Annotated in this window: 29 protein-coding genes; 7 read left to right on the forward strand and 22 right to left on the reverse strand. The window is 35.3% G+C overall.

Translation table 11 applies throughout. The annotated features are described in order from the left end of the window. From WCV66_RS00125 to WCV66_RS00175, 11 genes are all read right to left on the reverse strand, one after another. Window positions 1-1,191, reverse strand: coding sequence for an alpha-D-ribose 1-methylphosphonate 5-triphosphate diphosphatase (locus WCV66_RS00125; RefSeq protein ID WP_338787545.1), 1,191 nt, complete (start codon window positions 1,189-1,191; stop codon window positions 1-3). A 22-nt stretch (window positions 1,192-1,213) separates the two neighbouring features. After that, window positions 1,214-2,071, reverse strand: a complete 858-nt coding sequence (locus WCV66_RS00130; protein ID WP_066337126.1) for an ATP-binding cassette domain-containing protein — start codon at window positions 2,069-2,071, stop codon at window positions 1,214-1,216. Continuing rightward, on the reverse strand, window positions 2,068-2,928 hold the full coding sequence (locus WCV66_RS00135; RefSeq protein ID WP_338787546.1) for an alpha-D-ribose 1-methylphosphonate 5-phosphate C-P-lyase PhnJ: 861 nt from the start codon (window positions 2,926-2,928) through the stop codon (window positions 2,068-2,070). The genes WCV66_RS00130 and WCV66_RS00135 overlap by 4 nt, the downstream gene beginning before the upstream one ends. Before the next feature lie 37 nt (window positions 2,929-2,965). Next, on the reverse strand, window positions 2,966-4,087 hold the full coding sequence (locus tag WCV66_RS00140) for a carbon-phosphorus lyase complex subunit PhnI (RefSeq protein WP_338787547.1): 1,122 nt from the start codon (window positions 4,085-4,087) through the stop codon (window positions 2,966-2,968). Beyond that, window positions 4,088-4,720, reverse strand: coding sequence for a phosphonate C-P lyase system protein PhnH (gene phnH / locus WCV66_RS00145; RefSeq protein ID WP_338787548.1), 633 nt, complete (start codon window positions 4,718-4,720; stop codon window positions 4,088-4,090). It abuts the gene before it with no gap. Continuing rightward, entirely contained in the window at window positions 4,707-5,144 is a 438-nt protein-coding gene (phnG, locus tag WCV66_RS00150; protein ID WP_338787549.1) for a phosphonate C-P lyase system protein PhnG, read from the reverse strand. Before phnG ends, phnH begins: the two co-directional genes overlap by 14 nt. Before the next feature lie 175 nt (window positions 5,145-5,319). Continuing rightward, window positions 5,320-6,186: a PhnE/PtxC family ABC transporter permease gene (locus WCV66_RS00155; RefSeq protein WP_338787550.1), complete on the reverse strand. Its 867-nt coding sequence runs from the start codon at window positions 6,184-6,186 to the stop codon at window positions 5,320-5,322. Further along, window positions 6,186-6,968, reverse strand: coding sequence for an ABC transporter permease subunit (locus tag WCV66_RS00160; RefSeq protein ID WP_338787551.1), 783 nt, complete (start codon window positions 6,966-6,968; stop codon window positions 6,186-6,188). Before WCV66_RS00160 ends, WCV66_RS00155 begins: the two co-directional genes overlap by 1 nt. Continuing rightward, entirely contained in the window at window positions 6,961-7,749 is a 789-nt protein-coding gene (phnC, locus tag WCV66_RS00165; RefSeq protein ID WP_338787552.1) for a phosphonate ABC transporter ATP-binding protein, read from the reverse strand. Before phnC ends, WCV66_RS00160 begins: the two co-directional genes overlap by 8 nt. A gap of 18 nt (window positions 7,750-7,767) precedes the next feature. Next, complete coding sequence (locus WCV66_RS00170) at window positions 7,768-8,802, reverse strand: PhnD/SsuA/transferrin family substrate-binding protein (RefSeq protein ID WP_338787553.1); 1,035 nt, start codon at window positions 8,800-8,802, stop codon at window positions 7,768-7,770. Window positions 8,803-8,891: 89 nt separating this feature from the next. After that, the gene (locus WCV66_RS00175; protein ID WP_338787554.1) at window positions 8,892-9,620 is read right to left on the reverse strand and encodes a GntR family transcriptional regulator; all 729 of its coding nucleotides are present in this window, start codon (window positions 9,618-9,620) and stop codon (window positions 8,892-8,894) included. 639 nt (window positions 9,621-10,259) lie between these two features. Between WCV66_RS00175 and WCV66_RS00180 the strand changes: the two genes are divergently transcribed. After that, window positions 10,260-10,727 (forward strand): DUF2243 domain-containing protein, encoded by a 468-nt coding sequence (locus WCV66_RS00180; RefSeq protein WP_338787555.1) that lies wholly within the window; start codon window positions 10,260-10,262, stop codon window positions 10,725-10,727. A 25-nt stretch (window positions 10,728-10,752) separates the two neighbouring features. Further along, a complete protein-coding gene (locus WCV66_RS00185) occupies window positions 10,753-11,040 on the forward strand; it encodes a hypothetical protein (RefSeq protein WP_338787556.1) in 288 nt (95 codons plus the stop codon). Window positions 11,041-11,247: 207 nt separating this feature from the next. Here the strand turns inward: WCV66_RS00185 and hmpA are convergent, their stop codons facing one another. Then, on the reverse strand, window positions 11,248-12,471 hold the full coding sequence (gene hmpA, locus WCV66_RS00190; protein WP_338787557.1) for an NO-inducible flavohemoprotein: 1,224 nt from the start codon (window positions 12,469-12,471) through the stop codon (window positions 11,248-11,250). A gap of 176 nt (window positions 12,472-12,647) precedes the next feature. Here hmpA and WCV66_RS00195 point away from each other — a divergent pair, with 176 nt between their 5' ends. Then, complete coding sequence (locus WCV66_RS00195; protein WP_066337338.1) at window positions 12,648-13,097, forward strand: RrF2 family transcriptional regulator; 450 nt, start codon at window positions 12,648-12,650, stop codon at window positions 13,095-13,097. An 89-nt stretch (window positions 13,098-13,186) separates the two neighbouring features. Here the strand turns inward: WCV66_RS00195 and WCV66_RS00200 are convergent, their stop codons facing one another. Both WCV66_RS00200 and WCV66_RS00205 read right to left on the reverse strand, forming a co-directional pair. Continuing rightward, window positions 13,187-13,540: a DUF3889 domain-containing protein gene (locus tag WCV66_RS00200; protein ID WP_066337173.1), complete on the reverse strand. Its 354-nt coding sequence runs from the start codon at window positions 13,538-13,540 to the stop codon at window positions 13,187-13,189. Between the two features lie 74 nt (window positions 13,541-13,614). Further along, complete coding sequence (locus WCV66_RS00205) at window positions 13,615-14,589, reverse strand: M14 family zinc carboxypeptidase (protein WP_338787559.1); 975 nt, start codon at window positions 14,587-14,589, stop codon at window positions 13,615-13,617. A gap of 163 nt (window positions 14,590-14,752) precedes the next feature. Between WCV66_RS00205 and WCV66_RS00210 the strand changes: the two genes are divergently transcribed. After that, window positions 14,753-14,992, forward strand: coding sequence for a YhdB family protein (locus WCV66_RS00210; protein ID WP_066337175.1), 240 nt, complete (start codon window positions 14,753-14,755; stop codon window positions 14,990-14,992). Window positions 14,993-15,133: 141 nt separating this feature from the next. Here WCV66_RS00210 and WCV66_RS00215 read toward each other — a convergent pair whose 3' ends face one another. The 3 genes from WCV66_RS00215 to WCV66_RS00225 are packed head-to-tail and all read right to left on the reverse strand — an operon-like array spanning window position 15,134 to window position 17,459. Beyond that, window positions 15,134-15,661, reverse strand: coding sequence for an NADPH-dependent FMN reductase (locus tag WCV66_RS00215; protein WP_338787560.1), 528 nt, complete (start codon window positions 15,659-15,661; stop codon window positions 15,134-15,136). A gap of 16 nt (window positions 15,662-15,677) precedes the next feature. Further along, window positions 15,678-16,328 (reverse strand): response regulator, encoded by a 651-nt coding sequence (locus WCV66_RS00220; protein WP_066337186.1) that lies wholly within the window; start codon window positions 16,326-16,328, stop codon window positions 15,678-15,680. 3 nt (window positions 16,329-16,331) lie between these two features. Continuing rightward, window positions 16,332-17,459: a GAF domain-containing sensor histidine kinase gene (locus WCV66_RS00225; protein WP_338787562.1), complete on the reverse strand. Its 1,128-nt coding sequence runs from the start codon at window positions 17,457-17,459 to the stop codon at window positions 16,332-16,334. Between the two features lie 190 nt (window positions 17,460-17,649). Between WCV66_RS00225 and WCV66_RS00230 the strand changes: the two genes are divergently transcribed. The 3 genes from WCV66_RS00230 to WCV66_RS00240 are packed head-to-tail and all read left to right on the forward strand — an operon-like array spanning window position 17,650 to window position 19,536. Next, window positions 17,650-18,021, forward strand: a complete 372-nt coding sequence (locus tag WCV66_RS00230; RefSeq protein WP_338787563.1) for a GntR family transcriptional regulator — start codon at window positions 17,650-17,652, stop codon at window positions 18,019-18,021. 14 nt (window positions 18,022-18,035) lie between these two features. Continuing rightward, window positions 18,036-18,893, forward strand: a complete 858-nt coding sequence (locus tag WCV66_RS00235; RefSeq protein WP_338789569.1) for an ABC transporter ATP-binding protein — start codon at window positions 18,036-18,038, stop codon at window positions 18,891-18,893. Beyond that, window positions 18,877-19,536 carry an ABC-2 transporter permease gene (locus WCV66_RS00240; RefSeq protein WP_338787564.1) on the forward strand — a complete coding sequence of 220 codons (660 nt, stop codon included), beginning with the start codon at window positions 18,877-18,879 and terminating at the stop codon, window positions 19,534-19,536. Before WCV66_RS00235 ends, WCV66_RS00240 begins: the two co-directional genes overlap by 17 nt. A 10-nt stretch (window positions 19,537-19,546) precedes the next feature. On the opposite strand, the gene WCV66_RS00245 is transcribed toward WCV66_RS00240, so the two are convergent. The 5 genes from WCV66_RS00245 to WCV66_RS00265 all read right to left on the reverse strand — a co-directional run bounded on the left by WCV66_RS00245 (window position 19,547) and on the right by WCV66_RS00265 (window position 24,924). Next, complete coding sequence (locus tag WCV66_RS00245; RefSeq protein ID WP_338787565.1) at window positions 19,547-19,897, reverse strand: VOC family protein; 351 nt, start codon at window positions 19,895-19,897, stop codon at window positions 19,547-19,549. Window positions 19,898-19,958: 61 nt separating this feature from the next. Further along, entirely contained in the window at window positions 19,959-21,704 is a 1,746-nt protein-coding gene (locus tag WCV66_RS00250) for a phospho-sugar mutase (RefSeq protein WP_338787566.1), read from the reverse strand. Window positions 21,705-22,109: 405 nt separating this feature from the next. After that, on the reverse strand, window positions 22,110-23,654 hold the full coding sequence (locus tag WCV66_RS00255) for a bifunctional GNAT family N-acetyltransferase/carbon-nitrogen hydrolase family protein (RefSeq protein WP_338787567.1): 1,545 nt from the start codon (window positions 23,652-23,654) through the stop codon (window positions 22,110-22,112). 45 nt (window positions 23,655-23,699) lie between these two features. Continuing rightward, window positions 23,700-24,359 carry an HAD family hydrolase gene (locus WCV66_RS00260; protein ID WP_338787568.1) on the reverse strand — a complete coding sequence of 220 codons (660 nt, stop codon included), beginning with the start codon at window positions 24,357-24,359 and terminating at the stop codon, window positions 23,700-23,702. A 139-nt stretch (window positions 24,360-24,498) separates the two neighbouring features. Then, the gene (locus WCV66_RS00265; RefSeq protein ID WP_066337210.1) at window positions 24,499-24,924 is read right to left on the reverse strand and encodes a CBS domain-containing protein; all 426 of its coding nucleotides are present in this window, start codon (window positions 24,922-24,924) and stop codon (window positions 24,499-24,501) included. Window positions 24,925-25,019: the final 95 nt, after the last annotated feature.

Here is a 25,019-nt window from a genome sequence, read left to right on the forward strand (position 1 = left end):
TTACACTCTTCCGCCAACAGTTAGCGGCATTTGATAGTTCATTTGACAAACTACGTTCCCATTAACAAGTACTGTCTGTAGCACTGGACGTGACTGCTCCTCGCTCACAATAAGTAAATCAGCTTTTTTTCCAACTTCAATAGAACCGACCTCATGATCAATATATAAAGCTTTTGCAGGGTTCAATGAAACCATTTTGATTGCTTCATAGATTGGAGTGCCTTGACTATGTAATTTAAAAGCTGCATGCAGTAATGATGATGGATAATAATCTGAGCATAAAATATCGACAAGTTTATGTTCTAATGCTTCCATCGCTGAAAGATTATTACTATGGGATTTGCCAAGCAAAGCATTAGGTGCACCCATCACAATAAATAGTCCCATTTCTTTTGCCTTCTTCGCTATTTGAAGCTCAATTGGAAACTCGCTAATTGTTGCATTCCATTCTTTTACAACCTCGAGTTTTTCTAATGTGTCATCATCATGTGATGCAATAGGAATTCGATGTTCATGTGCTAAATCAGCCAATTCCTTTACTACATGCTCCTCTAACTTAACTTGTTTTCTACTATGCTCAATAATTTCCATTGCTTCTTCTTCAGAAAAACGACGGTGGACAATTAATAGCTTTTTATGAATTTCAATATCACGAAATTGTCCTTGTCCAGGAGTGTGATCCATAAAAGAAAGCTGATCGATTTTCTGTTTTTTTATCAATTCCTTTACCTCATTGACTGCACTTAAATTTGTAATCTCGTACCTTAGATGAGTCTTATGACGAATAAGATACGCTCCTTGTGACAATCGATTAATATCTTCTATAACTGATAAAACTGTTTTATTTTGTCTTACAAACTTTTTTGCGTTTTCTTCAAGCAAAGAGAGAGAATGATAGATTGTGGTAATTCCTTCTCCAACAAGCTTTTTCTCTAGTTCATAAAACGAAACCTCAATCGGAAAAGTACTGCTTGGACGAGGCTCAAGCTCCATTTCAATTGCATCACTATGTGAATCAACTAATCCTGGTAGGACCCAGCTTCCTTTTGCATTAATATCCTCTGGTTGTAACTGCTCAGGGAGACCATCTAAAACTTCAGTAATTTTGTCATCTTTAATGACAACAGTGCCGTTATAAATGACCTTTTCAGGTGTGACAATATTTGCGGAGTATATCTTAAGTGTGTTCATCTTTTCTATCACCTCACGTTTTTTATAAAAGAGAATGCACTAACTGCTGTGTATATGGATGTTGAGGGTCCTCTAGTATTTGATCCGTAAGTCCTCTCTCAACGACTCTTCCATGTCTCATAACCATTGTGCGATCAGCAAGCATCCTAATAACACCTAAATCATGCGAAACAACAATCATAGCCACTCCTAAATCCCTTTGGATTTTTCGAATTAAATCTAATACTCTTGCTTGTACGGAAAGGTCTAAACCAGTCGTTACTTCATCAAGCAAAAGGATCGGTGGATTATTGGCTAAAGCTTTAGAAATTTGCACTCTTTGTTGCATCCCTCCGCTGAAATTCTTCGGAAGTTCATCCATCCTTGCTAACGGTATTTCAACATGTTCTAATAACTGCCTTGCTCGATCACGTATCGAACCAACGTGAAAAGTACCTGATGCTATTAATTTTTCTGCTATATTTCCACCACTTGAAAAGGACATTTTCAACCCCAAATATGGGTTTTGATAGACCATGCCCATAATGTAATTTCGAATATAACGCTTTTGTTGTGCAGATTCTGTAAAAATATTCACCTCGCCATTTTTATATGTAGAAATGGTCGCACTTCCAGATGAAATAGCATCATCAAAATATAAGCTCTTGACTAATGAACTTTTTCCAGAACCACTTTCTCCAACTATTCCTAAAATTTCACCTTTATACAATTCAAAATTCACATCAATACAAGCCCAAACACTTCCACAATGTTGACAACGATTATCTTTTACATGAAGCATTTCAGGTGTTTGACAATTTGAACACCCTTTTCCATACCTCTTATTTAAGCCCTTCACTTCAAGTTCAGGTTTTTTCAATTGTAGCTGCTGAGTCTTCATACTAAATACCCACTTTCCTTTTGCCTCGTTTGACAGTATCCAGTGTCAGAGCATTGGAATCGTTTCTTACCAGTATCAGCATCATAAATCTCATCAAGGAACACATCTTTACTGCCACATGAATGGCATGTTAACCCTTCAAATTTTTCTACCTCAAATGGATAATCATCAAATTCCAATGGCTTTACATCTGTAAAAGGAGGAATAGCATAAATTTTCTTTTCTCGACCTGCTCCGAATAAAAATAATCCGTTTGCTTGATGTAATTTTAATAAATCATAACGAGGAATTGGACTCGGGTTAAAGATATACCTTCCGTTAACCATACTCGGATAATCAGCACCAATCGTGATTTTCCCCCATCTCACAATGTCCTCATATAATCTTAGCCAGATACTGCTGTAATCCATTTCTGCATGAAGCCTTTTTGTATCTTTTTCTTTCGCTTCTACTCTTCTTAAAGGTTCAGGAAGTGGAACCTGTAAAACTAATATTTGATCATCTCTTAAAGGAATTTCGGGAATTCTGTGCCTTGATTGAATGATAGAAGCATCCTCTGAATTCTCTGTTGTGCTCACATTCGAGCAATTTTCTACTAAACGTTTAATACTAACTGCATTTACACTGTCATCGTGACCCTGGTCAATTACTTTTAAAATATCTGTTTCACCTATTAACGAAAGAGTGATTTGTAACCCTCCTGTCCCCCATCCCCTTCCGATTGGCATCTCTCTTGATGCAAATGGAACTTGGTATCCAGGAATCGCAACAGCTTTAAGTACTGACCGTCTTATTTCCCTTTTAGATCCTTCATCTAAAAAGGCATAATTGTAAGTTTGTGTAACTTCCATATTCATTTCACATTTCCTCACTTTCTATTGGGTTACAGTTTGCTTAAAACGGACTAAACGTAACAGGTTGTTCTTGTTGTATTTCACTTTGTTTTTTATTTTTTGCTTCTCTTATTCTGTCTAGCTTAGATTGAAATGTTATATAGTGAGGTAGCTTTAAATGTGAAACAAAGCCATGTGCTTCGACACTATCTATATGTAATAAAACAAATTCCTCGTCTTGTGTTGGAGAAGTCCCTTCTGTTTCTAAACTTCTTTCTAGAATAGCCATTGCAATGGCTTTTACTTCGTTTTGTCCAAACGTTAAGCCATAGCCTAGTAAAAACTCGACATTCCCTTGTTCGTTTTGTGAAAAAGAATTAATCGTTTCTACCTCGGTTACCATTACTTCTCCGATGTATATCGAATCATCTTCATCTCCAAATGGATACGGTATGAATACCTCTGTATAGCCAACCCTTAATTCACCAATTGTTGGATGGACAACTCCATACCCTCTCATACTGCTATAAGCAAAGGATGTCATTGCACCGGTTTCACCTCTAGATAAAATTTGCAGGCGAGCAGAACGTGATACAGGAAACGTAAGCTTGTCTCTTGTTACATCAAAGGGTTCCACTTCTTCCTTGTTCGGATTACCAATCAAACCTTCTTGTTGAAGTAAATCTGCCACTTTTCCAAATGTAAATCCTTCATTTTCATCAATCTTGGAAGTCAGTTCAAAGTCTGATAAAAATTGTTTAATCACTTCATTTTCTTCTTTATGCAATTCGAAGTTTAAGAGCCTATGTGTATAATCATATGTAGGTCCTAATAATTGACCACCAGGAATATCCTTGAAAGAAGAAGAGATTTTACGTATGACTCTCATCTCGCTTGGTTCAACTGTCTGGGAGTAATAATTTCTTGGTAATGTTGAACGGTAAGCTCTTAATAAAAAGGCTGCTTCTGCTGGATCACCTTCAGCTTGCTTCAAAGCTAGAGCAGCATATTCAGGGGCGTAAAGGCCACCTTCACCCATAACACGGTCAATTAAAAGCCGAAACTGCGCTTCAATATCCCTAGTCTTTAGAACATGATCGGCATCTTTTAATCGGTAATATGTTGTGAGATCATTTGCATGTTCAATTGCCCTTTGACCTCCTGTAACTGCTACATAACCCATCTACAATTCCTCACTCTCTAGTAATGTAGTTCTAGGTACTGCCATGATGTCACCTTCATTGGTTGTTATAATGAGATCGGTCCCTAATGGGAACTCATTTGTTGCGATATTTCGCTCTTCAATCCATTTGGAGCTTAAACCACTGATGTATACTGTTTTATTAGCTGCTATTCCTGGCCCTTTCATAGTAAGTTTTAATGAGGAAGAAGGCATGTTAGTGCTAGTTAAACCTTCAACACAGAGAACGACCGTGGCACTATCATGAGGGTCTGATAAAGTCCCCTTTTTTATTTGCTGCATAACTTCAGAAATATTTTCCACATTTTCTGGATGATTAATAAAAATATAATCGGCAGCAAGAATCGAACTAAATTTACTATACGTTTTCCATTCCAATGCTCGTTTGATTGTTTCAGAATGGTTTGCTAGAACATGAAATTGTACTTCTCGATCTATTAACGTAAAAGCAATTCCTTGTAGTGAACAAGGAAATCCCTCCATTGCTTCAATTGGAGCAATCTCTTCAGATATACTATCAATTTCCCCTGGTTTTGCCATACAATCTAATAATTTCCTAAAAATACGTTGTGTTCCATGTACCATATCAAATCTAGTAAGATTAACTTTTTGCATTGTAATCCTCCATCGTATCAAATTCGACTCTAGTCTTTGCAATACGCGCGGCTTCTTCTCTCATTCGTTGCTGAATATAGGCTTCCTCCATATCTAATTCAGCTAGCAATTCCTGTGTAATCGGAAGCCCAGCATTAATAGCAGCATCAACGACCGCAATTTGATAAGATCGATTAGGTTCCTCGCCCATAACAATTCCTATTCCTACATGATGATCAATAGCAACCGAACACTCTGTGACAAGAACCTCTCCCATATAGAAGGGCTGTTTTGAAACAGAATCCCTCGTTTTAAGCATAACTAGTCCAGTAGAAGGAGCACGATCGATCCTGACAGCTGCTGTTTTTTCAATTAAGTCTGCCCATTTTTCAAGAAATTCCGGTCTACCTTCCACGAGGATTTTCGTTAACCTCGATTTTTTCATTTTGACAACCTCCTGTAATGTCGTTAAACATTTCCTAATAACTAAAAGGTAACTTATTGATAAGTTACAATGGTTAAGCTAATGTAAATATCATATGAAGAATTAATTAAGGTACGTTTTAAACATAATAAAAAGCACAAGAATCGTCCCTGTGCTTTAAAAGCAGAGTGCTATATTATATTTTCACCTGCAATTTAGATTTAATTGTTTGAGCTATAATTTCTAGTAGGATGGCAAAGAATAAAATGAAGTACGTAATAGACCCTACTTCACGCAAATCAAGGTAAAAGCTACTAGCCATAAACATATCAAAGCCAATTCCACCTGCCCCAGCTGCTGCACCCATTGCGATTGCGACACCAAAGTTGATTTCAAATCGTAAAAAGGTCCATGAGACTAGGTATGTTAGAGATGTAGGAATAACAGCCTGAAAAACTATTTGCCACCAGCTAGCACCACTTCCTCTTAACGCTTCTATTACACCTTCATCTAATTCTTCAAATGATTCTGAGTAAGCCTTTATTAAGTAACCTACCGAATGAAAGGTCATACCTATAATAGCAGCTACACTGCCTAACCCTGCTGCAACAGCAAATATCAGTACCCATAATACTGTTGGAACTGCTCTAATAAAAGCAACAAAACCTTTTATCATATTTGATACTCTTGCTGACGATAAATTCTGGGCAGCAAACAGTGCTAAGATTAGGGCAAAGAACGCGCCTATCAATGTCGTTAATAAAGCAAGCCCCATTGTTACCAATGCTTGATAGATTGCATCTTGAAATGAAAAATGAACAAAATGAGGCTCAAAGAACATCACCTTAAAGTTTGCAAGCGTAGAGAGAATTCCATCGAAGAGTTTAATATCCTTATAGTCAAATGTAAGAAATCCATAAATTGTCAAGATTGCAAGCATAATTATCGTCAATCGAATCGTAATCATAGCTTTATTTATCGGTTTTAACTTAGTACGTTTATTTATATTACCTATTGCACTATTTGTAGAATGAACTACCTTACTAACTTCACCAACTTTCATTATAAAATCACCCTTCTTACATAATTTGAAATGAATTCAATTGTTAAAATTGTTCCAATAATTGTCAGTACAACTAAACTTGCTGCGTTATAATTTAAGCTTTTATAAAACAAATCGAAAGAAAAACCAATGCCTGTTCCAGTGAGGATCCCAACTAAAGTGGCACTGCGTATATTTGTTTCGATCATAAATAATACCCAGCTTAGGATTTGAGGGATGCTCGAAGGAATGACAGAATGAATAATAACTGAAGTGTAGTTTGCACCTGTTGAAGTTAACGCCTCAACAGCTTGAACGCCAATTTCATCAATTGTCTCCATAAAAGCTCTTGTTAAAAAACCAAAAGAAACAAAAAATAATGCAAAATATCCTGTTAATGAGCTCTGGCCAAATGAAAATAGCAAAATCATTGCCCATGCAGCCACATCAATATTCCGAAACAACGTAGCAATCCCGCGGCTAATTGTACTTAAGATACCGTTTACCTTCGTTGTCTTTGATCCAAAAATCGCAAACACGATAGCAAATACGGATGCAACCGAAGCTGCTGCTATTGAGATTAAGATCGTTTCTTGAAGTTTCGCTAAAATACTTGGGAGCTTCTCTAATGATTCCCTGGTTGGATAAAAATTCGTGACACCCCAAATAATTGCATTTGGGATGGAAGTTAATCCTTTAATTACATCAAATTCGGTAATCAAGATGGACCCATAGGAAATAACGATTAGTAATGACAGAACAAGAACTGATTGAGCTCTTTTTTTTAAAAAGAAATTATCCAACGTTTTTTCCTCCAAGTTCCATCATTAATTCTCCTGCTTCAGAGCCGTAAATTCTGTGGATTTCTTCATTTGAAATGTCTCTTGGGGAGCCATTATAGACCACTTTCCCATTACTCACTCCAATAACACGATCAGAATATTTAAGAGCAACGTCTACTTGATGCAAATTAACGAGAACAGTAATACCCATATTTGTAGAAATGTTTTTTAAATGATCCATAATAACCTTAGACGCATTAGGATCTAAAGATGCAATAGGTTCATCGCATAGCAACATTTTTGGGTCCTGTATTAGCGCACGTGCAATTCCTACACGTTGTTTTTGTCCACCACTTAATTGATCACATCTCTTATAAATTTGCTCTTCTAATCCTAGTATCTTTAATAGGGCCATTGCCTGCCTTTTTTCGCCTTCACTATAAAAACCTAGAGCTCCACCAATAACAGATTTGTAGCCAAGTCTTCCATGCAGGACATTTTCAATTACACTTAGTCTGTTAACAAGATTATAATGTTGAAAAACCATCCCTATTTTCGTCCTTAACTTCCTAAGGTCTTTTTTCTTTAAATCTTGAACATTAACATTATCAAATAAAATATCTCCTCTGTTTGCATCAATCATGCGATTAATGCAGCGAAGAAGAGTTGACTTTCCTGCTCCAGATGGACCAATAATGGAAACAAACTCTCCTTCATTAACAGAGAAGTTAACATCTGATAACGCAAATGTATCACTACCATATTGTTTTGATACATTTTTTACCTCTAGTAACGTTGTCATAGTTAACTCCCCTATCGATTATTTAGATAATTCTCTAATCGGATCAAACCAAGCATCTTCTACTTCTAAAAACTGCTCTTTATCGGTTTTCTTGAACAATCCAGTTGCATCTTCAGGTACAAACACCTTCTCATTGTTTGCCATTTCATCTGAAGTAAAGGCATCAATTAGAGCTTGTCTATCTTCCTCACTAACAGTTTCCGTATTTAATGCGAAAGGCGCATTCAAAACTGGTGTTACTGATATTAGTTTAAATTCCTCACCTGGAACTGTGTTGAATGGTTCTGCAGCATCAGCTTTGACTTTATATGTTGATCCTGGCGTATTTTCTTCACCATCTGCTAATTCTACATAATTGCTTACACAAGTATCACAAAAAGCTGCAATATCTGCTTTATCAGATAATAAGTTTACTGCGGATCCTTGATGTGATCCTCCGTAAAGAACTTCACTAAAGAATTTTCCTCCTTCAAGAAGATCTTCTGCAGTAAGGTCTTTGTACTCTTCTTTTTCACTAAAGTGAGTTACGATTCCATCAGAAGGAACTTTAAAGCCAGAAGTAGAGCTATTCGATACAAAAGAAAACTTTTTATCTACGATATTATCAATTGAAAAATCATTGCCATTTTTATAAGCATCTTCATTTCCATTTTTCACTGCCAACCAGCTATGGTATACTGCATCATCTAATGTTCCAGAAGGACCGCTTGGTACGACTAAAGGCTGAACTTTATCATTTTTTGCATTTGCTTCAATATATCCTTGGGCTCCCATAAAAGCTAAATCAGCATTACCAGATGCTAATGATTCAATCGCAATAATATAATCTGTCGTTGTTTTATGCTCTACCTTTTTCCCAGTTGCATCCTCAATTACCTTACCAATTACGTCACGGGCGTCTTTCATATCAGCCCCTGATTCATTTGGGTACCACGCAATTGTTAAAGTACCATCATCACTTCCACCACTTGCTTTAGTGTCTCCTCCAGCTGAACAAGCAGCAGTTATTGCTGACATGATTAAAGCAATAACGATCAATAATGCCTTTTTCATTTGACCTTCCTCCTTACATTTTTATGTATTTTATTATCATCTTGGAAGATAGAAAAACTGCTTCCAATGTTGATTATTAAAAATCGTTCTCAAAATTCAACGAGACACTTATGCATATCGCCTCTTATTCTTGCAATACTGTACTCTATCGAATTACCAGTAGGATGATTCATTAAGCTTTCAATTTGAATTATTGGAATATTTTCTGGAATCTCAAGGACTTTTGCATCTCTAAGTAACGGTAAAGAAGCTTGAAATATTGACCTTGAACGAACTGGACGTAACTGATAATGATCTAACATAATTTGATAGAGTGATTTGAATTCTTGTAAGTAAATTTCAAGTTGTGGAACTTCTTCTTCAGGCATGACAGTTGTTGTAACAGAAAGGGGTTGACCCTCTATAAATCTGAGAATTTCCAATCGATAGACAGCTTGTTTTTCAGATAATAATAAATTTTTCATTTCAACTCGACTTGGCAATCCCTTTTCCCAACTCAATAATTTACTCTTATGCATAACACCTAAATTTTCCATATTATCAGAAAAGCGGGTGTTTGATGACAAGACATATTGAATAGGCTTTTGAAGACTATTTACATAACAGCCCTTACCTTGAAAAGGAGTAATCCAGCCTAAATTCGTTAACCTTGTCAGTGCTTGTCTAATTACATGACGATTCACATTAAATTTCAGGCAAAGTTCATTTTCCGAAGGGATTTTCTCATTTTCTCGAAAGATACCTGATTGGATATTTCGGATTAAGTACTCAGAAATTTCCAAATGACAGGGCATGTCCTCATTTAATTTCATTGTCATGTATGTCTCCTTTCTGTTTCTTTCGACAATTTAACTCTAACTTATCGACAAGTTCCTTAGGTTAAGCTAGAGTAAAAATTACATGAAATTTCTGCTCATTTGTAAATTTATATTTAATAATTAGCATCTCTTGAAAAATACTCTTTACATTTTTAACAAAGTCTACAAAATTACTGATATTAAGTTCTTTCATATTTCTTAATCCACATTTGGATTAGTTCTCTTAGAAATTAAAAGAAAAAGACTACCTCGCTTTAACAAAATAATACAAAAACCAAACCGCATGATTTTATTCATCCGCTACAGCTCTTCGAGATTTGTCTTTTAATATAATGATTTGTCGATGCTCCGCTATAGAGATAAATAGAAATTGACAGTTATGTTACTCATCTTCAAACCAATTCACCTTTATAAGTTTTTGCATGTTAAGAATGATTTACTACATCTTGACCGAATCTCTAGAAATTGTTTTCTAACCTTCCCATTAAGATCGATCTATCTGACGAAACAAAAAAGATAGGTGCAAGTCAATCTTAACAAGTTATATAGTACAAACATTCTATTATTTAACAGTTTAATTTTTAATAATTCGGCAAAAATGTATTAATGTTCAGAATTGTATGAAAAGGAGAAAAAACGGTGAGGACAAAAATAAAAACAAGATTCATTCACATTGGTAGTTTTGTATTAGGATTTGGTTTTTTAGGTGCATCGGATGGGATTATTTTCCACCAATTATTACAATGGCATAGTGTAATTATGGCAACGGATCGACCAGGACAAATTATCAGTGATGGGATATTTCATTTCGCTGTCACTATTACATTAGTTATTGGTGGAATTCTATTGTGGTTAGCTGGAAATCCAACTAATCTTTCAAAAGGTATTAGATTGTTAGTAGGCGGTATTTTAATTGGCGGTGGTACATTCAATATAGTGGAAGGTATTATAAACCACCATATTCTTCAAATCCATCGTGTCAAACCAGGTGACCCAAATGCTCTAGTCTATGATCTTTCGTTCCTAGCAGTTGGATTACTTTTACTTATCATTGGTATTTTCATTAAGCGAAGTGGAAGGACACAATTATCATCTATTAATGCATGATATGATTTTAAAATAGGAGGATATAATGTATAGATTTTTTAGTTTTATTGTGATCTTTTCCTTTGTTTCAGTGATGCTATATTTCCATCATCAAAATGGGCATGATCATGTCTCCAGTAATTCTGAAGTTCATAACCATACGCTAATTGAAATCCCTGACCACAAACAAGCTCCTGCGATAACAGGCTCTGTTACCCAAGACCCCTCTGGAACCTGGTTGCTGGAAATCCAAACAGAAAATTTCAGCTTTACACCAAAAAAATTGGAACAAATGATATTCGTTATGATGAGGGACATGCCCATCTTTATATAAACGGGGAGAAAAAGAATCGGCTATACGGTAATTTTTACAATTTGGATGTTCTTAAGCCAGGGACTTATCATATAAAAGTGACTCTAAATGGTAATAACCATGGAGATGAAATTGCATTTAACCAAACAATTAAAATCACTAATGAAGCCAAATAAAAACGAGGTTGACTTAGACCCACTTCAGTCAACCTCGATATCTTGGCTACGATTATGCTTGTTGATACTCTTTTAGATTAATAGAAGGTCCAAAGAATTCAAAGTGAATATTTTCTGCTTTCACACCTAGAGTTTCAAGACCATCAATTACGTTTCTCATAAACGGAACAGGTCCGCATACATAAAAGTCTGCTTCTTTATCTGTTACGATTTCTTGAAGCTTTTGGTAATCAACATAGCCTTCTAAGTCAAATGTCTTTTTCTCTCTATCAGACGCTGTTGGATTTTCATATACATTATATTTTCTTGCATTTGGTAACAGGTTAATTGTCTCAGTTATTTCCTGATGAAAGGCTTGAACTTCACTATTTTTTGCTGCATGAATAAATGTTACAGCTCGATCTGTTTGCTTATCGGCTACTCTTTTTAACATACTCATCATCGGTGTGATTCCTACACCACCACTTATAAGGTAAAGAGGGGAATTATTATTTTCATCAAGTACAAAATCTCCTGCTGGAGCAGTTAACTCAATTTCTTCGCCTTCATTTACATGATCATGCAGATAATTTGAAACTTTACCTAGTTTAGAAGGTTCAGCCCCTTCTCTTTTCACTGAAATTCTTAAGTAATTCTTTCCAGGTGCATCAGATAAACTATATTGACGATTTAGTAAATACTCTTCACCTGATACTGTAAGACGAACGGTTACATATTGACCTGGTTGGAAGGCAGGCACATCTGATCCATCTGTAGCCTGTAGATAAAATGAGGTAATCAATGAGCTCTCATCAACTTTTTTCATGACTTTAAAAGCTTTGAATCCTTCCCATTTATTTGTATTAGCTTCCTCATACATTTCATTTTCGATATCAATAAATACTTGAGCAATTACTTGATATGCCTCTCCCCATGCTTGAAGAACTTCTGGAGTTGCCGCATCACCTAGTACATCCTTAATCGCCTTCAGTAAAAATTCACCAACAATTGGGTAATGCTCTTTCTTAACATTTAGACTTCGGTGCTTATGCGCAATTTGTTTAACAGCAGGTAACAGGACTTCAAGTTGGTCAATATACGTTGCAGCTGCGTATACAGTGTTTGCTAAAGCTGTTTGCTGACGTCCTTGCTTCTGATTCGCATGATTAAAAATATTCAATAATTCTGGATGTGCCTCAAACATTGTTTTGTAAAAATATGAGGTAATTTCGACTCCTCTTTCAGCTAAAACTGGTGCGGTTGACTTTACTATTTTAATCGTGTTTTCAGATAACATAATTCCAGCCCCTTAAAGATGTATTTAAAATATATCTTTATGATAGGCTTCACAATCAACAAAAGCAATATTTTGAATACATCTTTAATAAATCTGTCACAATTAAACGTTAGATACAATTTTTTAGAGGGATTATGGTATTATTAAGTGAATCTAAAATTGTGAGGTCTTCTCTTATGAGATTAACAAATTATACTGATTACTCGCTAAGAGTCTTGATATATTTAGCATCGAAACCAAGTGATGAGCTTTCAAATATTAAAGAAATAGCAGAAGCTTATAATATTTCTAAGAACCATCTTATGAAGGTTACCTTTGAGCTTGGTAAAATGAATGTTATTGAAACCATCCGTGGACGTAATGGTGGAATTAGGTTAGCCCATTTACCAGATCAAATAAACATCGGGGAAATCGTCCGTAAAACCGAAGAGGATTTTCATCTTGTTGAATGCTTTGACAATGAGCAAAACCAATGTGTGATATCACCAGTTTGCGGTTTAAAACATGCACTAAACAAAGCTCTACAAGCATACTTTGCCGTACTTGATCAATACACTTTAGCTGACTTAGTTAATAATCAAAATTCATTATTGGCTTATTTTTCTTTGAATAGTGAGAAGGAATAAGAACAAAAGCGTTGGAGTTAGATGTCGTGCGCTTATCCACCGTTCAAAAATTTTATTATTTCCTAAACGATAGGCAAAAGAAGACGCTCCTACATGCCAGGAGCGTCTTCTACTTTTTCAACATTTACTGTTATAAGCTTACCTGTCTTCGGATTAAACACAACGTCAACGCTTGCAACAAAAAGCTTATCCTTTTCCTTCACTTTCACATGAAAAATGTCCTTAGATTCTTCTTCATTTACTTCTTCTCGTTTTACATATTTGTAATCGATAAGCTGTGATTCTGGGTACTTTTCTTTAACAGATGATAGAGCAATTCGACTCCACTTTTCGTAATCAACATTCTCTACATTCTGTTCCCCATATGCTTTAATTCCAGCGGTGAAAATAATTGTTAATACTACAAATGTGAATAGAATCTTTGATAGTGAAACAGTTTTCATTAAAGTTTCCTCCAAATTGCTTGAATATGAAGTTAATTTGTCCAATTTTTTTTATCCTATTCATCATCGTTGTATCATCTCAAAACTTCACTCTCTGCATATTTGGCCATAATAAGTCCAATTTCCTTATTTCGTTGCCACTCTTCCTCCAGAACAGAAAGAGGTGGGTTTGTTTCTTCTACTGGAAAGCTTAGTTCAATTGTTAATGCTGGTTTTTTATAAGTTTGAATAAACCAATCCGTATAACCTCCACCAATTGCATTTGCAGGTGGATATGATATTTCATATCCCGTCTTATTTGCAACCTGTTCAATTAGGTCATGATCGCGTTGCAAATGCTCAATTTCATTAAAATAATACCAATAAATCAATCGACCAGAAGTATGGTACGAAGCAGATGCTAAGGGACGAACTTGTTCAGTAAAGGATGAAAGAGCCAATGTTTCCTTCGCCTCTAAAGGCTTTTGACCTTTATAATGCGAAAAGGCTGCATATCGTTGGCTTCCTTCAATTCTTTCCCACCCTGCTGGATACTGTCGGTTTAGATCAACACCTAAGCCATTTGCTTTCCATCTAGAAAAGTCCTCATTTCCTTTATTCATATCTATGTATATATCTTGTAACAAAAGTGGTAACTCTTTTATCCCTTCTTGCTGTATCGTCACACCATCTGGATTAACCATAGGGACAAACCAAATTGAGATTTGATCCAATATATTTAGATTATGACCATATAAAGATTGGTTTTCCTCATATGCAGATGCATATTGTTCAATCATGTTCATGATGACATGTGTTGTAAGCCATTCCCGTCCATGATGACTTCCAGTTATCAAAATCGAGTTCGAGCCCTTCCCAACCTTAACAGCTAAAAGGTCTCTTCCAAATTCAGATTGACCAATTGTTTTCAATTCCAACTGATATGTTTTAGCTAATGAGTTTATTTGATCCTTCATTCGATCATATGTATACATTTCAGTTGTTGAGGCATGAGCATGGCTTATCCATAAAAAGAAAACGAGAAATAATGTGAAAATCCTTTTAATCATTAATTGTTTAACATCCTTTTTGTTTTTTATCTTTCCAACACATTGTTTTTTTATTAGGGTAATCACTTCCATACCTTATATAGCAACAACACCAAGTTTTACACAGTAAGAAAATGCTCAGGAGACACACAATAATCATATCTCCTTAAGAAGGAGGGATTGAATGAACAGTGTTGATTATGATAAAGCATTGTATTACACTCATCGTTCACAGTGGGATAACTTGCTCATACTAATGGTCCGCACTAAGGACGATTTCTTGTCAAAGAAAATAGAACAGTTTTTACATGCATATAACTTTGAACATGACTACAAAGAAGTCGAGAAACAGTTATATTCATTACTCAGATATATTGATCATGCTGTTGAATATCCAGAAATGGAATATGCACATCAGATGTAAATAAAAGCGGAAGAATGTGAAGTTCACTTCTACTTTTGCGCTGAAACTGGATGTCAAAGCGCTTATACACAGGATAAAAGATAAAAAAAGAGGCTGTCACATAGTTAGTATTTGTCATACTACCTAATGTCAGCCTCTTTCTTATTTATTTAATCCTTTGAATGCATTGGTAAAAACTGTTAGTTCATCGATTAATTGTTTAACAAGCAATGCAGTCTCTGTTTTTATTTCATTCTTGTCATAATCAAAGCAAATCGGATCAAGTACTAATTGCTTTGGAATTGCATTCGCGTAAACCCCACGCATAACCGTTCTCATATTATTCAAGGCATTTATTCCACCTTTACCTCCACCAGCAACAGCAATTAATCCTACCGGCTTATGTGCGAACTGTTCACTACTTAAAAAGTCCAACGCATTTTTTAATGCACCACTCATACCACTGTGATATTCAGGTGATAATAAAATAATAGCATCTGCAGTTGATACTACCTGCTTTAAATCTATAACTACTTGCAACTGTTTCTGTTCTTCTTCTCCATTAAATAATGGTACTTCTTTTTCACTTAAATCAAAGTATTCTGTATCATATGTCTTTGCAATAAATGATGCGGCTAATCTTGTTCTACCTGTTTTTCTTGGACTTCCATTAACAACTAACATTTTCAATTTTATCTACTCCTGACTATTCTTTCTCTATATACCCATTTTTCACTGCATATAATGCAGCCTGTGTTCGGTCAGAAAGCTGCAGCTTTGCAAGGATATTAGAAACATGAGTTTTCACCGTTTTTTCAGTTATAAATAATGACGAAGCAATTTCTTTATTGCTCTTCCCCTTAGCTAGCTCGTTTAAAACTTCTTTTTCCCGCTTTGTCAAATCACTTATTTTAGATGTCTTCTGATTCGCACCCAATGTTAAATGAGTCATTACATGTGAGGTAACCTTTGGGTGAAGCTTACTCTCACCCTTCAATACATCCCGGATTGTTTCAACTAACTCATCTGGCTCGATATCTTTGAGTTGGTAGCCAGAAGCACCTGCACGAATGGCAGGGATAACATGATCCTGATCTGCATAACTCGTTAATATAATAATTTTTACTGTTTCATTCATTTCTCGAATTGCTTTAGTTGCCATCACACCGTCCATTTCTGGCATAGACAAATCCATCAAAACAACATCTGGCTTTAGCTCAGTAACTAATTCTACTGCTTCTTTTCCATTTTTCGCCTCGCCAATCACTTCAATATCTCTTTGTGTTTTGAGGAAAAATAGCAAACCCCTTCGCACAACATGATGATCATCTGCTATTAATACTTTTATTTTTGCCATGTATTAACCTCCTTTTTGCAATGGAATCATAATTTCAATCTTGGTACCCTTACTAGGAGTACTACTTATGTTAAAGCTGCCATTTAATCTCATGACACGCTCTTTCATTCCTTTGAGACCTAAAGATGGAATCACAGCCTGCTCATCATAATGAAAGCCAATCCCTTGGTCACTAACAATCATTTTCACAATTTGCTTTGAACGCGTAATTGAAAGGAAAACCTCATTTGTACCGGCATGTTTTTTGCAATTATTTAATGCTTCTTGACCAAATCGCCAAAGCTCCTCTTCAATATGGCAAGGCAATGTATTAACACCAGAAATTTCCGATTCTATCTTTAATCCTAATACAGTAGCATAGTTTAACAGTGCTGCAGCGATTCCATTTTCTAAACCCTTTGGCCGTAACTGCCAAATAAGTGCCTTCATCTCTGTTAATGCTTCCTGTGAAAGCTCTTGCATATAGGTGAGCATTTCCTTAATATCATGCTGATCAGTCAATTCTTTCGTGCCTCGCGCAGTCAACATAATTGAAAACAACAGCTGATTAACTGAATCATGTAAATCTTGAGCAAGCCTATTTCTTTCTTCAATTAATGCATGTCTTCTTTCTTTTTTCACAAGCTCAATTCGCTTTATCGCTGTTCCAATTTGAAAAGCAACAGATTCTAATAAAGCGAGCTCTTCATTGGAGAAATGCGTTTTATTTGGAGCTGCAACATTTAGTAAACCAAACTTTTCATCTCCAGCTCGTAATGGTACTGTTGCATGATGAGTAATGCCTCTTGTTTCTCCCCAGTTATGCTCGATCACTTCTTCAATTCTTTTACATGAAATAATATTAGCAGCCTTTTTCAAACGTCCATCTTTATAACGATCAATACACCAGCATCCACCTTGGCACATTGGCTTTTTCCGATTCCAAGTTAAACCTTCTGGTAAGGAATAATCAGCAGCTAATTCATACTCACCCTGCTTATTAATTAAGAAAATCCATCCTGTATCTAGTTCTATCAATTGAAGTAATTCCTTCAATACTTCCTTTAACATATCCTCTACATCTGTTGCTTCATTTAATTTTTCTGCAATTATTTTTAACGTAGTTAACTCGTGTACTCGATTATCATTCATTAAAAGCCTCTCCCAGCCCCAATGGTTTCTTAATACCTATTATAACAACTTCTTACAACTGAAAACCTTCGCTATCAGTATGAATTTCCACTAAGACTTTTGAAGGAGTTTTTGTTATTTTACTTTTATTGACACAACTGTTCATACTGTGTATATTATATATGAACAGTATGAACACGGAGGTGAGACATTGAACATAATTATCGCTAATTCAAATGACCAACCAATTTATTTACAGATCAAAAATCAAATTAAGGAACAAATCTTACTTGGGGAACTTAGCGAAAAAGAAAGTTTACCCTCAATACGTAAGCTAGCTAAAGACTTACAAATTAGTGTGATTACTACAAAAAAAGCATATGAAGAGCTAGAACGTGAAGGATTCATCGAAACATTCCCTGGAAAAGGTTCATTTGTGACTGCACAAAATAAGGAGCTTTTAAAGGAAAGGCAGCTAAAGGTAATTGAGGATCAATTATCAAAAGTCATCAATGATAGCAAAGCATTTAATATTGGTTTGGAAGAGTTAATGAACATATTGAAACTGCTATATGAGGAGTGAGATAAATGGAAAACATCGTTGAAATACGAAATCTAATGAAAAACAGACAGAACTTTAAGTTGAATAATATTAATTTGGACATAAAGAGAGGTTTTATTACAGGTTTAATCGGACCTAATGGTGCAGGTAAGACATCTTTAATTCGTTGTTTGATGAATTTAATGCATATTGATTCTGGAGAAATTAAGTTGTTTGGGAAGACCCATCTTGAAGCAACAAATGAAATCAAGCAGAAAATCGGATTTGTTTACGATGAGAATTATTTTTACGAGGATCTTTCAATAGAACAAAACAAACGAATTGTCAGCATGTTCTATGAAAAATGGGATGAAAGAAGCTTTTACTCATATTTAGAAAGATTTCAGCTCCCAAAGCATAAAAGAATTAAGGATTTGTCAAAAGGGATGAAAATGAAGTTTTCACTAGCCATTGCCCTTTCCCATCATCCAGTACTCATTATTATGGATGAACCAACTTCAGGTCTTGACCCTGTTTTCCGAAGAGAATTCCTCGATATTTTACTCGATATCGTTCAAGATGAGCAAAAAGCAATCTTCTTTTCAACACATATGACAAAGGATTTAGAACAAGTTGCTGATTATATAGCCTTTATCAATAATGGAGAACTAGTTTTCAGTGATGAAAAAGAAGTTATTCTTGATCTTTATGTCCTTGTAAAAGGGCATAAAAAAGCATTAGAGTACATTGATTCCTCGAAAATAATTGGGTTAAAAGAAACAGCAGTCGGATTTGAAGGTCTTCTTGCACGACAATATCAAATGAAACACGATGATCTTATCCATGAAAAGCCAACATTAGAGGATATTATGTATTACACAGTTAGGGGGAATAAACATGCAAGCACTTATTAAAAAGGATTTACTAACTCAGCCAAAAAAAGTATATCTGCTTTGTTTAATCTGGTTTATACCGCTAACAAATTTTTTCACAGATGGAACACCATTTAAACACGTATTATTAATGGCATTTTTAGCTTTTAACATGGTTCTTTATTCTAACTTCAACACGACAACCTCAGAAGAAAAGCAATCAATCTTCATTAATAGCTTACCGGTTACAAGGAGACAGGTTGTTTTAGGGAAATATGTTACTGGCCTTATTTGGTACGCATTTGCTGCGATATTTGTCACACTTTATGTTTTGTTATTCCACATGCTCGCACCATTTCCATCACGAATGATGTTCCTGGAGGAATATGTAATCTCATTAACAATCACTTATATATTGCTTTCTATCTTTTATCCACTTATGTACGCAATAGGCTATAAAGTAGCATCAGCCCTAACCGCAATTGTCCTACTTAGTATTTTAATGGGTCTCCAAATCACTTTAAATACAGCTGGGAATCCAAAGTTCCCCTCGGTTAAGGATTTCTTAACTTTTATTGGTCAGAATCAATGGATGATTGCGGGGATTCTAATTGTGGTAGCTCTACTAATTACGATTACTTCCTTCTACACTTCTTTAAAAATATATAATAAACAGGATTTATGAAGATAACAATTCAACATTGACATACCATTAAAATATTTCCGTCAGGATCCTTGAAATTAAACCAATGATTGGATTCTATGTCAGTTAGTAGGTCTACATTCTTCATTTTCATATAGGTGTAGGCTTCCTTTATGTTATTCGTATTAAAATGAAATGCAGGTACTTTATAGACTGCATCCTTTGAAAATATTTTACTATCTAATACAATATTTGTTCCATCCATTGGTAGCACATATAAATGCTCGAATAGAATTTCTCCATCCTTAGGTAAACCTACAATTTCACAATACCAATCACGTGCCTTTTCAAGATTACTCACTGGGATAAAGATCGTTCCAACTTTATTTAAGATTGGATTCATATTAAAGCCCCCCTAAGTATTGTAAGAAAGCGGACAACAGCTATTGTCCGCTTCAATCATTTTACTTGCTAAGTGCAGCAATTAATTCATTAACCTTTTCCATTACACCAGCTTCAAGTGCTGCTAGTTGTTGTTCACTTTGTTCAAGAGTTTCACTCTTAACCCCAAAGTAAAATTTTGCTTTTGGCTCTGTTCCTGATGGTCTAACACAGAACCAAGAGTTATCTTCTAGAATATATTTTAAAACATTTGAACCAGGAAGGTCGATTTTTTCTGTAGTGCCAACTAATACGTTTTGGCGTTCACTTGTTTTATAATCCTCAATTGTTGTAATTTTTTTACCAGCCACTTCAGTTGGAGGATTTGTTCTAAAGGAATGAAGAATGCTTTGGATTTGTTCTGCACCTTCTTTTCCTTTTAATGTAAGAGATTGCAAACCTTCCTTGTAATAGCCATACTCTTTAAAGATTTCAAGCAAGCCTTGATACAAAGTTAGCCCTTTCTTTTTATAAAAGGCACTCACTTCAACTGCTAATAATGCAGCTTGGATTGCATCTTTATCACGAGCAAAATCGCCAATTAAATAGCCATAGCTTTCTTCATAGCCAAACTGGAATTGATATTGTCCAGTTCTTTCATACTCGTTAATTTTCTCACCAATAAATTTAAATCCTGTTAACGTATCTATAGTATCTAAGCCGAATGATTTTGCAATATCACGGCCAATTTCAGAGGTTACAATTGTTTTTAACACAACGCCATTGCTTGGTAGTGATCCATTTACTTTCTTCTCTGAAAGTAAGTAATGAAGAAGAAGTGCTCCTGTTTGGTTACCAGTTAGGACAACATATTGACCTTCATTATCTTTTACCGCTACACCAAGTCTGTCTGCATCTGGATCTGTACCGATAAGCAGATCTGCATCAATTGCCTCACCGTCACGAATTGCAAGAGTGAAGGCATCATGCTCTTCTGGATTAGGTGATTTAACTGTTGAGAAATTTGGATCTGGTAGTTCTTGCTCCTTTACAACGGTTACATTTTCATAGCCAAGTGCTTGTAATCCGCGACGAACAGGTTTATTTGCTGTTCCATGTAATGGAGTGAACACTACTTTTACTTCTACCTCTTTTGAAAGAGTAGGATTAACAGAGATTGTTGTTAGTTTCTCTGTATAAGCTTCATCAATTTCTTCACCAATCATTTTGATAAGACCTTGCTCTTTTAATTCAGCCTCATCCTTTACTTCTACTAATAATTCATCCTCTACTTTATTTACATAGGAGATCACTGTATCAGCAGCTGCTGGCGGCAACTGTCCACCATCATTACCATATACTTTATAGCCATTATACTCTGGAGGATTATGACTTGCTGTAACAACAATCCCTGAAAATGCATTTAGGTAGCGTACAGCAAATGATAATTCTGGAGTCGGACGTAACTCTTCAAATACGTATGTTTGAATCCCATGAGAAGCCAGCGTCTTTGCAGCTTCCATTGCGAATTCTGGCGACTTATGACGAGAATCATAAGCAATAGCTACACCACGCTTTTTTGCTTCCTCACCAAAAGAATCTATGTAAGATGCCAAGCCCTCAGATGCTTTACGAACTGTGTATAAATTCATACGGTTTGTACCCGGTCCAATTTCTCCGCGCATACCACCCGTTCCAAATTCTAAATCCTTGTAAAAGCAATCTTCTAACACTTTTTCATTGCCTTTAATTTCAGTTAATAGAGTTTGTAATTCTTGATCTAAATCTTGTTTATTGTTCCAACGTTGATAGTTCTGTTCCCAGCTCATCTTTACCTCCTGGATTTGTTTTATCATAGTATTCTATCGAAATAACATTCCTATTTTAGCATATTCTAGGAATTTCAACATAATTGAATTTCTACAAAATCTGCAGTTATCGACTACCTTTTAGGGAGATTGTATTAAGAAGTTATTTTAGAACAATTTTGTAAAAGTAACTGAATATTGCTAAGTAGAATACTCTTTAGTTTTTACTTTCTTAACATATTAATTCATCGACAAAAAACGACTACTGCTTCTTGATTTTTATTTAAGATTTTTTTCACTCTTGGGATAGCTTCAGAACAAAAGCGCTGGAAAGGTATTTCGTGCACCTAATTCACAGAACAAAAACTTAAAAATTCTGCTAACGACAAAAAAACTGACCCAATCATGAGTCAGTTTACAATTTCATTAATTATTCTTTTTATAATTAATTGAGTAAATATCATTTCTTCGATCCTTTAATTGATTAACGGTACCAGATTGTCGTTTGCGTCTTAAGATTTCTAAATCTACATCACCAATGGCCACCATTTCAATATTCGAATTACATTCCACAACAATCCCATCTCGGGCAAATTCAAAATCAGATGGGGCAAAAATGGCAGATTGCGCGTATTGAATATCCATATTTTCTGTTTGTGGCAGATTGCCTACAGTTCCCGCAATAACAGTGTAAATTTGATTTTCCACTGCACGGGCCTGTGAACAATAACGAACTCTTAAGTAGCCTTGACGGTCCTCTGTACAGAATGGAGTAAAAATGATTCTAGCTCCCATATCAGTCGCAATCCTCGCAAGCTCAGGAAACTCAATATCATAACAAATTTGAATCGCTATTTTTCCACAGTCTGTATCAAATACATTTACTTTTTTACCACGGCTAATTCCCCACCATTTTCTCTCATTTGGGGTAATATGAAGTTTATATTGCTTTTCAATTGTACCATCTCGTCTAAATAAGTAAGCAATATTATAAATCCGTCCTTCTTCCTCGACAACATGTGATCCGCCAATAATATTTACGTTATATCTGACTGCTAACTCAGTAAATAATTCAATATAGTCTTCCGTATACTCAGTTAACTTCTGAATTGCTTTACTTGGCACCTTTTCATCGAGAAATGACATTAGTTGAGTAGTGAAAATTTCTGGAAACACTGCAAAATCAGAACCTGCATCTGAAGCAACATCTGTATAATATTCAACCTGCTTAGCAAATTCATCAAATGAGTTAATTTGTTTCATCATATATTGCACAACACAAATACGGACTGGATGGGATGTTTTGTAAAATCTCTTTGTGTTTGGCTGATAATCGACATTATTCCACTCCATCAGTGTCGCATATTTATATGAAGCCAAATCATCGGATAAATAATTTGGATTTATTCTCATTAATGTAAATTCATTTAATAGCTGAAAAGAGAGAACTGGATCATATATTTTATGTAATGTCACTTGCTGCACATATTCTCTAGGTGTTAATTCATCTGCATATTTGTAATAATTAGGGATCCGTCCACCAATGATTATACTTTTTAGGTTTAATCTTCTAGCTAAGTCCTTCCGAGCTTCATATAAACGGTGCCCAATTTTCATGCGACGGTAGTTGGGATGTACCATCACTTCAATTCCATACATATTGTATCCATCTGGATTATGGTTTGTAATATAACCATTATCGGTAATATCATCCCATGTATGACGATCATCGTATTCATCAAAGTTAATTAACAAACTAGAGCATGAACCAATGATTTTCCCTTCTAATTCCGCACAAAACTGACCATCTTGAAAATGCTCTATATGACTTTCAAGGTGTTCTCTCTTCCAAGGTGTCATACCTGGAAAACATTTGTTTTGAAGCTTTAAAAGTTCATCAATATCACTCTCTTCAATATTACGGATAATCATTTTTTTCTCAAATTTAGATAAATCTAGCTCTTCTGACATGATGGTAGCTCCTTTGAAATAAATATCTCAATGATATATTACCCTTTATTGCTTTTCTAAAAACGAGATCAATTCCTTAAGTTCCATATTTGCCATTGATTCTAAGCTGTGATCTACTTTGCAAAAATCTAAATCTCTTGTAACAGTGTTTGGTACAGTTACACATTTCATCCCAGCTCGCTTGGCTGCTAACGCACCATTTGCTGAGTCTTCAAAAGCAATGCATTCCTCAGGTTTAACCCGAAGACATTTCGCTGCTTCTAAATATAATGCAGGGTCCGGTTTGACTACCTCAACATGATCAGAAGTCCGAATACATTCAAAACGATCTAATAAATTCAGCCTTTTTAAATGAGATGACACCCATTCGTAATTCGAGCTAGAAGCAAGCCCTATTTTCAAACCCAGTGTTTGGGCTGCTTCTAAATAGTCATTAACACCTGGTCTTGCCTTTTCTTGAGCAATTCTTTGCGAAAATCGCTCCTTTTGTAGGTTTGACAATTCATTATGATCAAGTGCTTTTTTAGCTTGTTCTTCAAGATAAGTAAAAGGACTAAAATCTGATTTTGTACCAATCAATTTCCCCCAAATACTTAAAGGTAATTCACATTTATGTTCTGCAAAAATTTCACATAGTATTTCATATTCATGTGTTTCTGTATCTAAAATCAACCCATCAAAATCAAAAATAATTGCTTTTATCATAGATTTCATCACCTCTTAAGTATTATACAAAAATTGGATAACTTTTTCATTCTTCAAATCCTTTGTGCGTAGAGTATGTATTATTAGTGTTATGAGGCCATGAAAAAGAGGCAGACACAAGTGCCTACCCCTCCTTTGCTTAGGTTGTTTTATTTGGTTCAGAAATGTTTGTTAATGCTACTCCTGCTGCTTGGTCTGACATTTGGTTAGTTGCTAAGTCACCAAGCGCGACGATTCCTACTAGCTGATTGTTTTCAACGATCGGTAAGCGGCGAATTTGATGCTGTGCCATTACCTTAGCTGCTTCCTCTGCGGACATTGATGTATGTCCTGAGACAAGGTTTGTCGACATGACTTGTGAAATAGGTGTATTAATATCGCCACCTTGCGCAGTTGAACGAGTCGTAATATCACGGTCAGTAATAATTCCTTTAAGCTGACCATTATCTACAACTGGAATCGAACCAACATTATCTTGACTCATGATTTCTGCAGCTTCCTTAATCGTTTGATTAGAAGATACTGTTGCTACGTTAGTTGTCATACATTCTTGAATTGTATTCAAGATGATCCACCCCTTTCGAATCATAGTATGGGCAGTTGTTTGAACTTTATTTATAGAAGTTTTTATCATGGATAGTTTGTGAAATTTAAGTAAAA

It is taken from the genome of Metabacillus rhizosphaerae (assembly GCF_037201795.1).
GTDB classification, from domain to species: Bacteria; Bacillota; Bacilli; order Bacillales; family Bacillaceae; genus Metabacillus; species Metabacillus rhizosphaerae.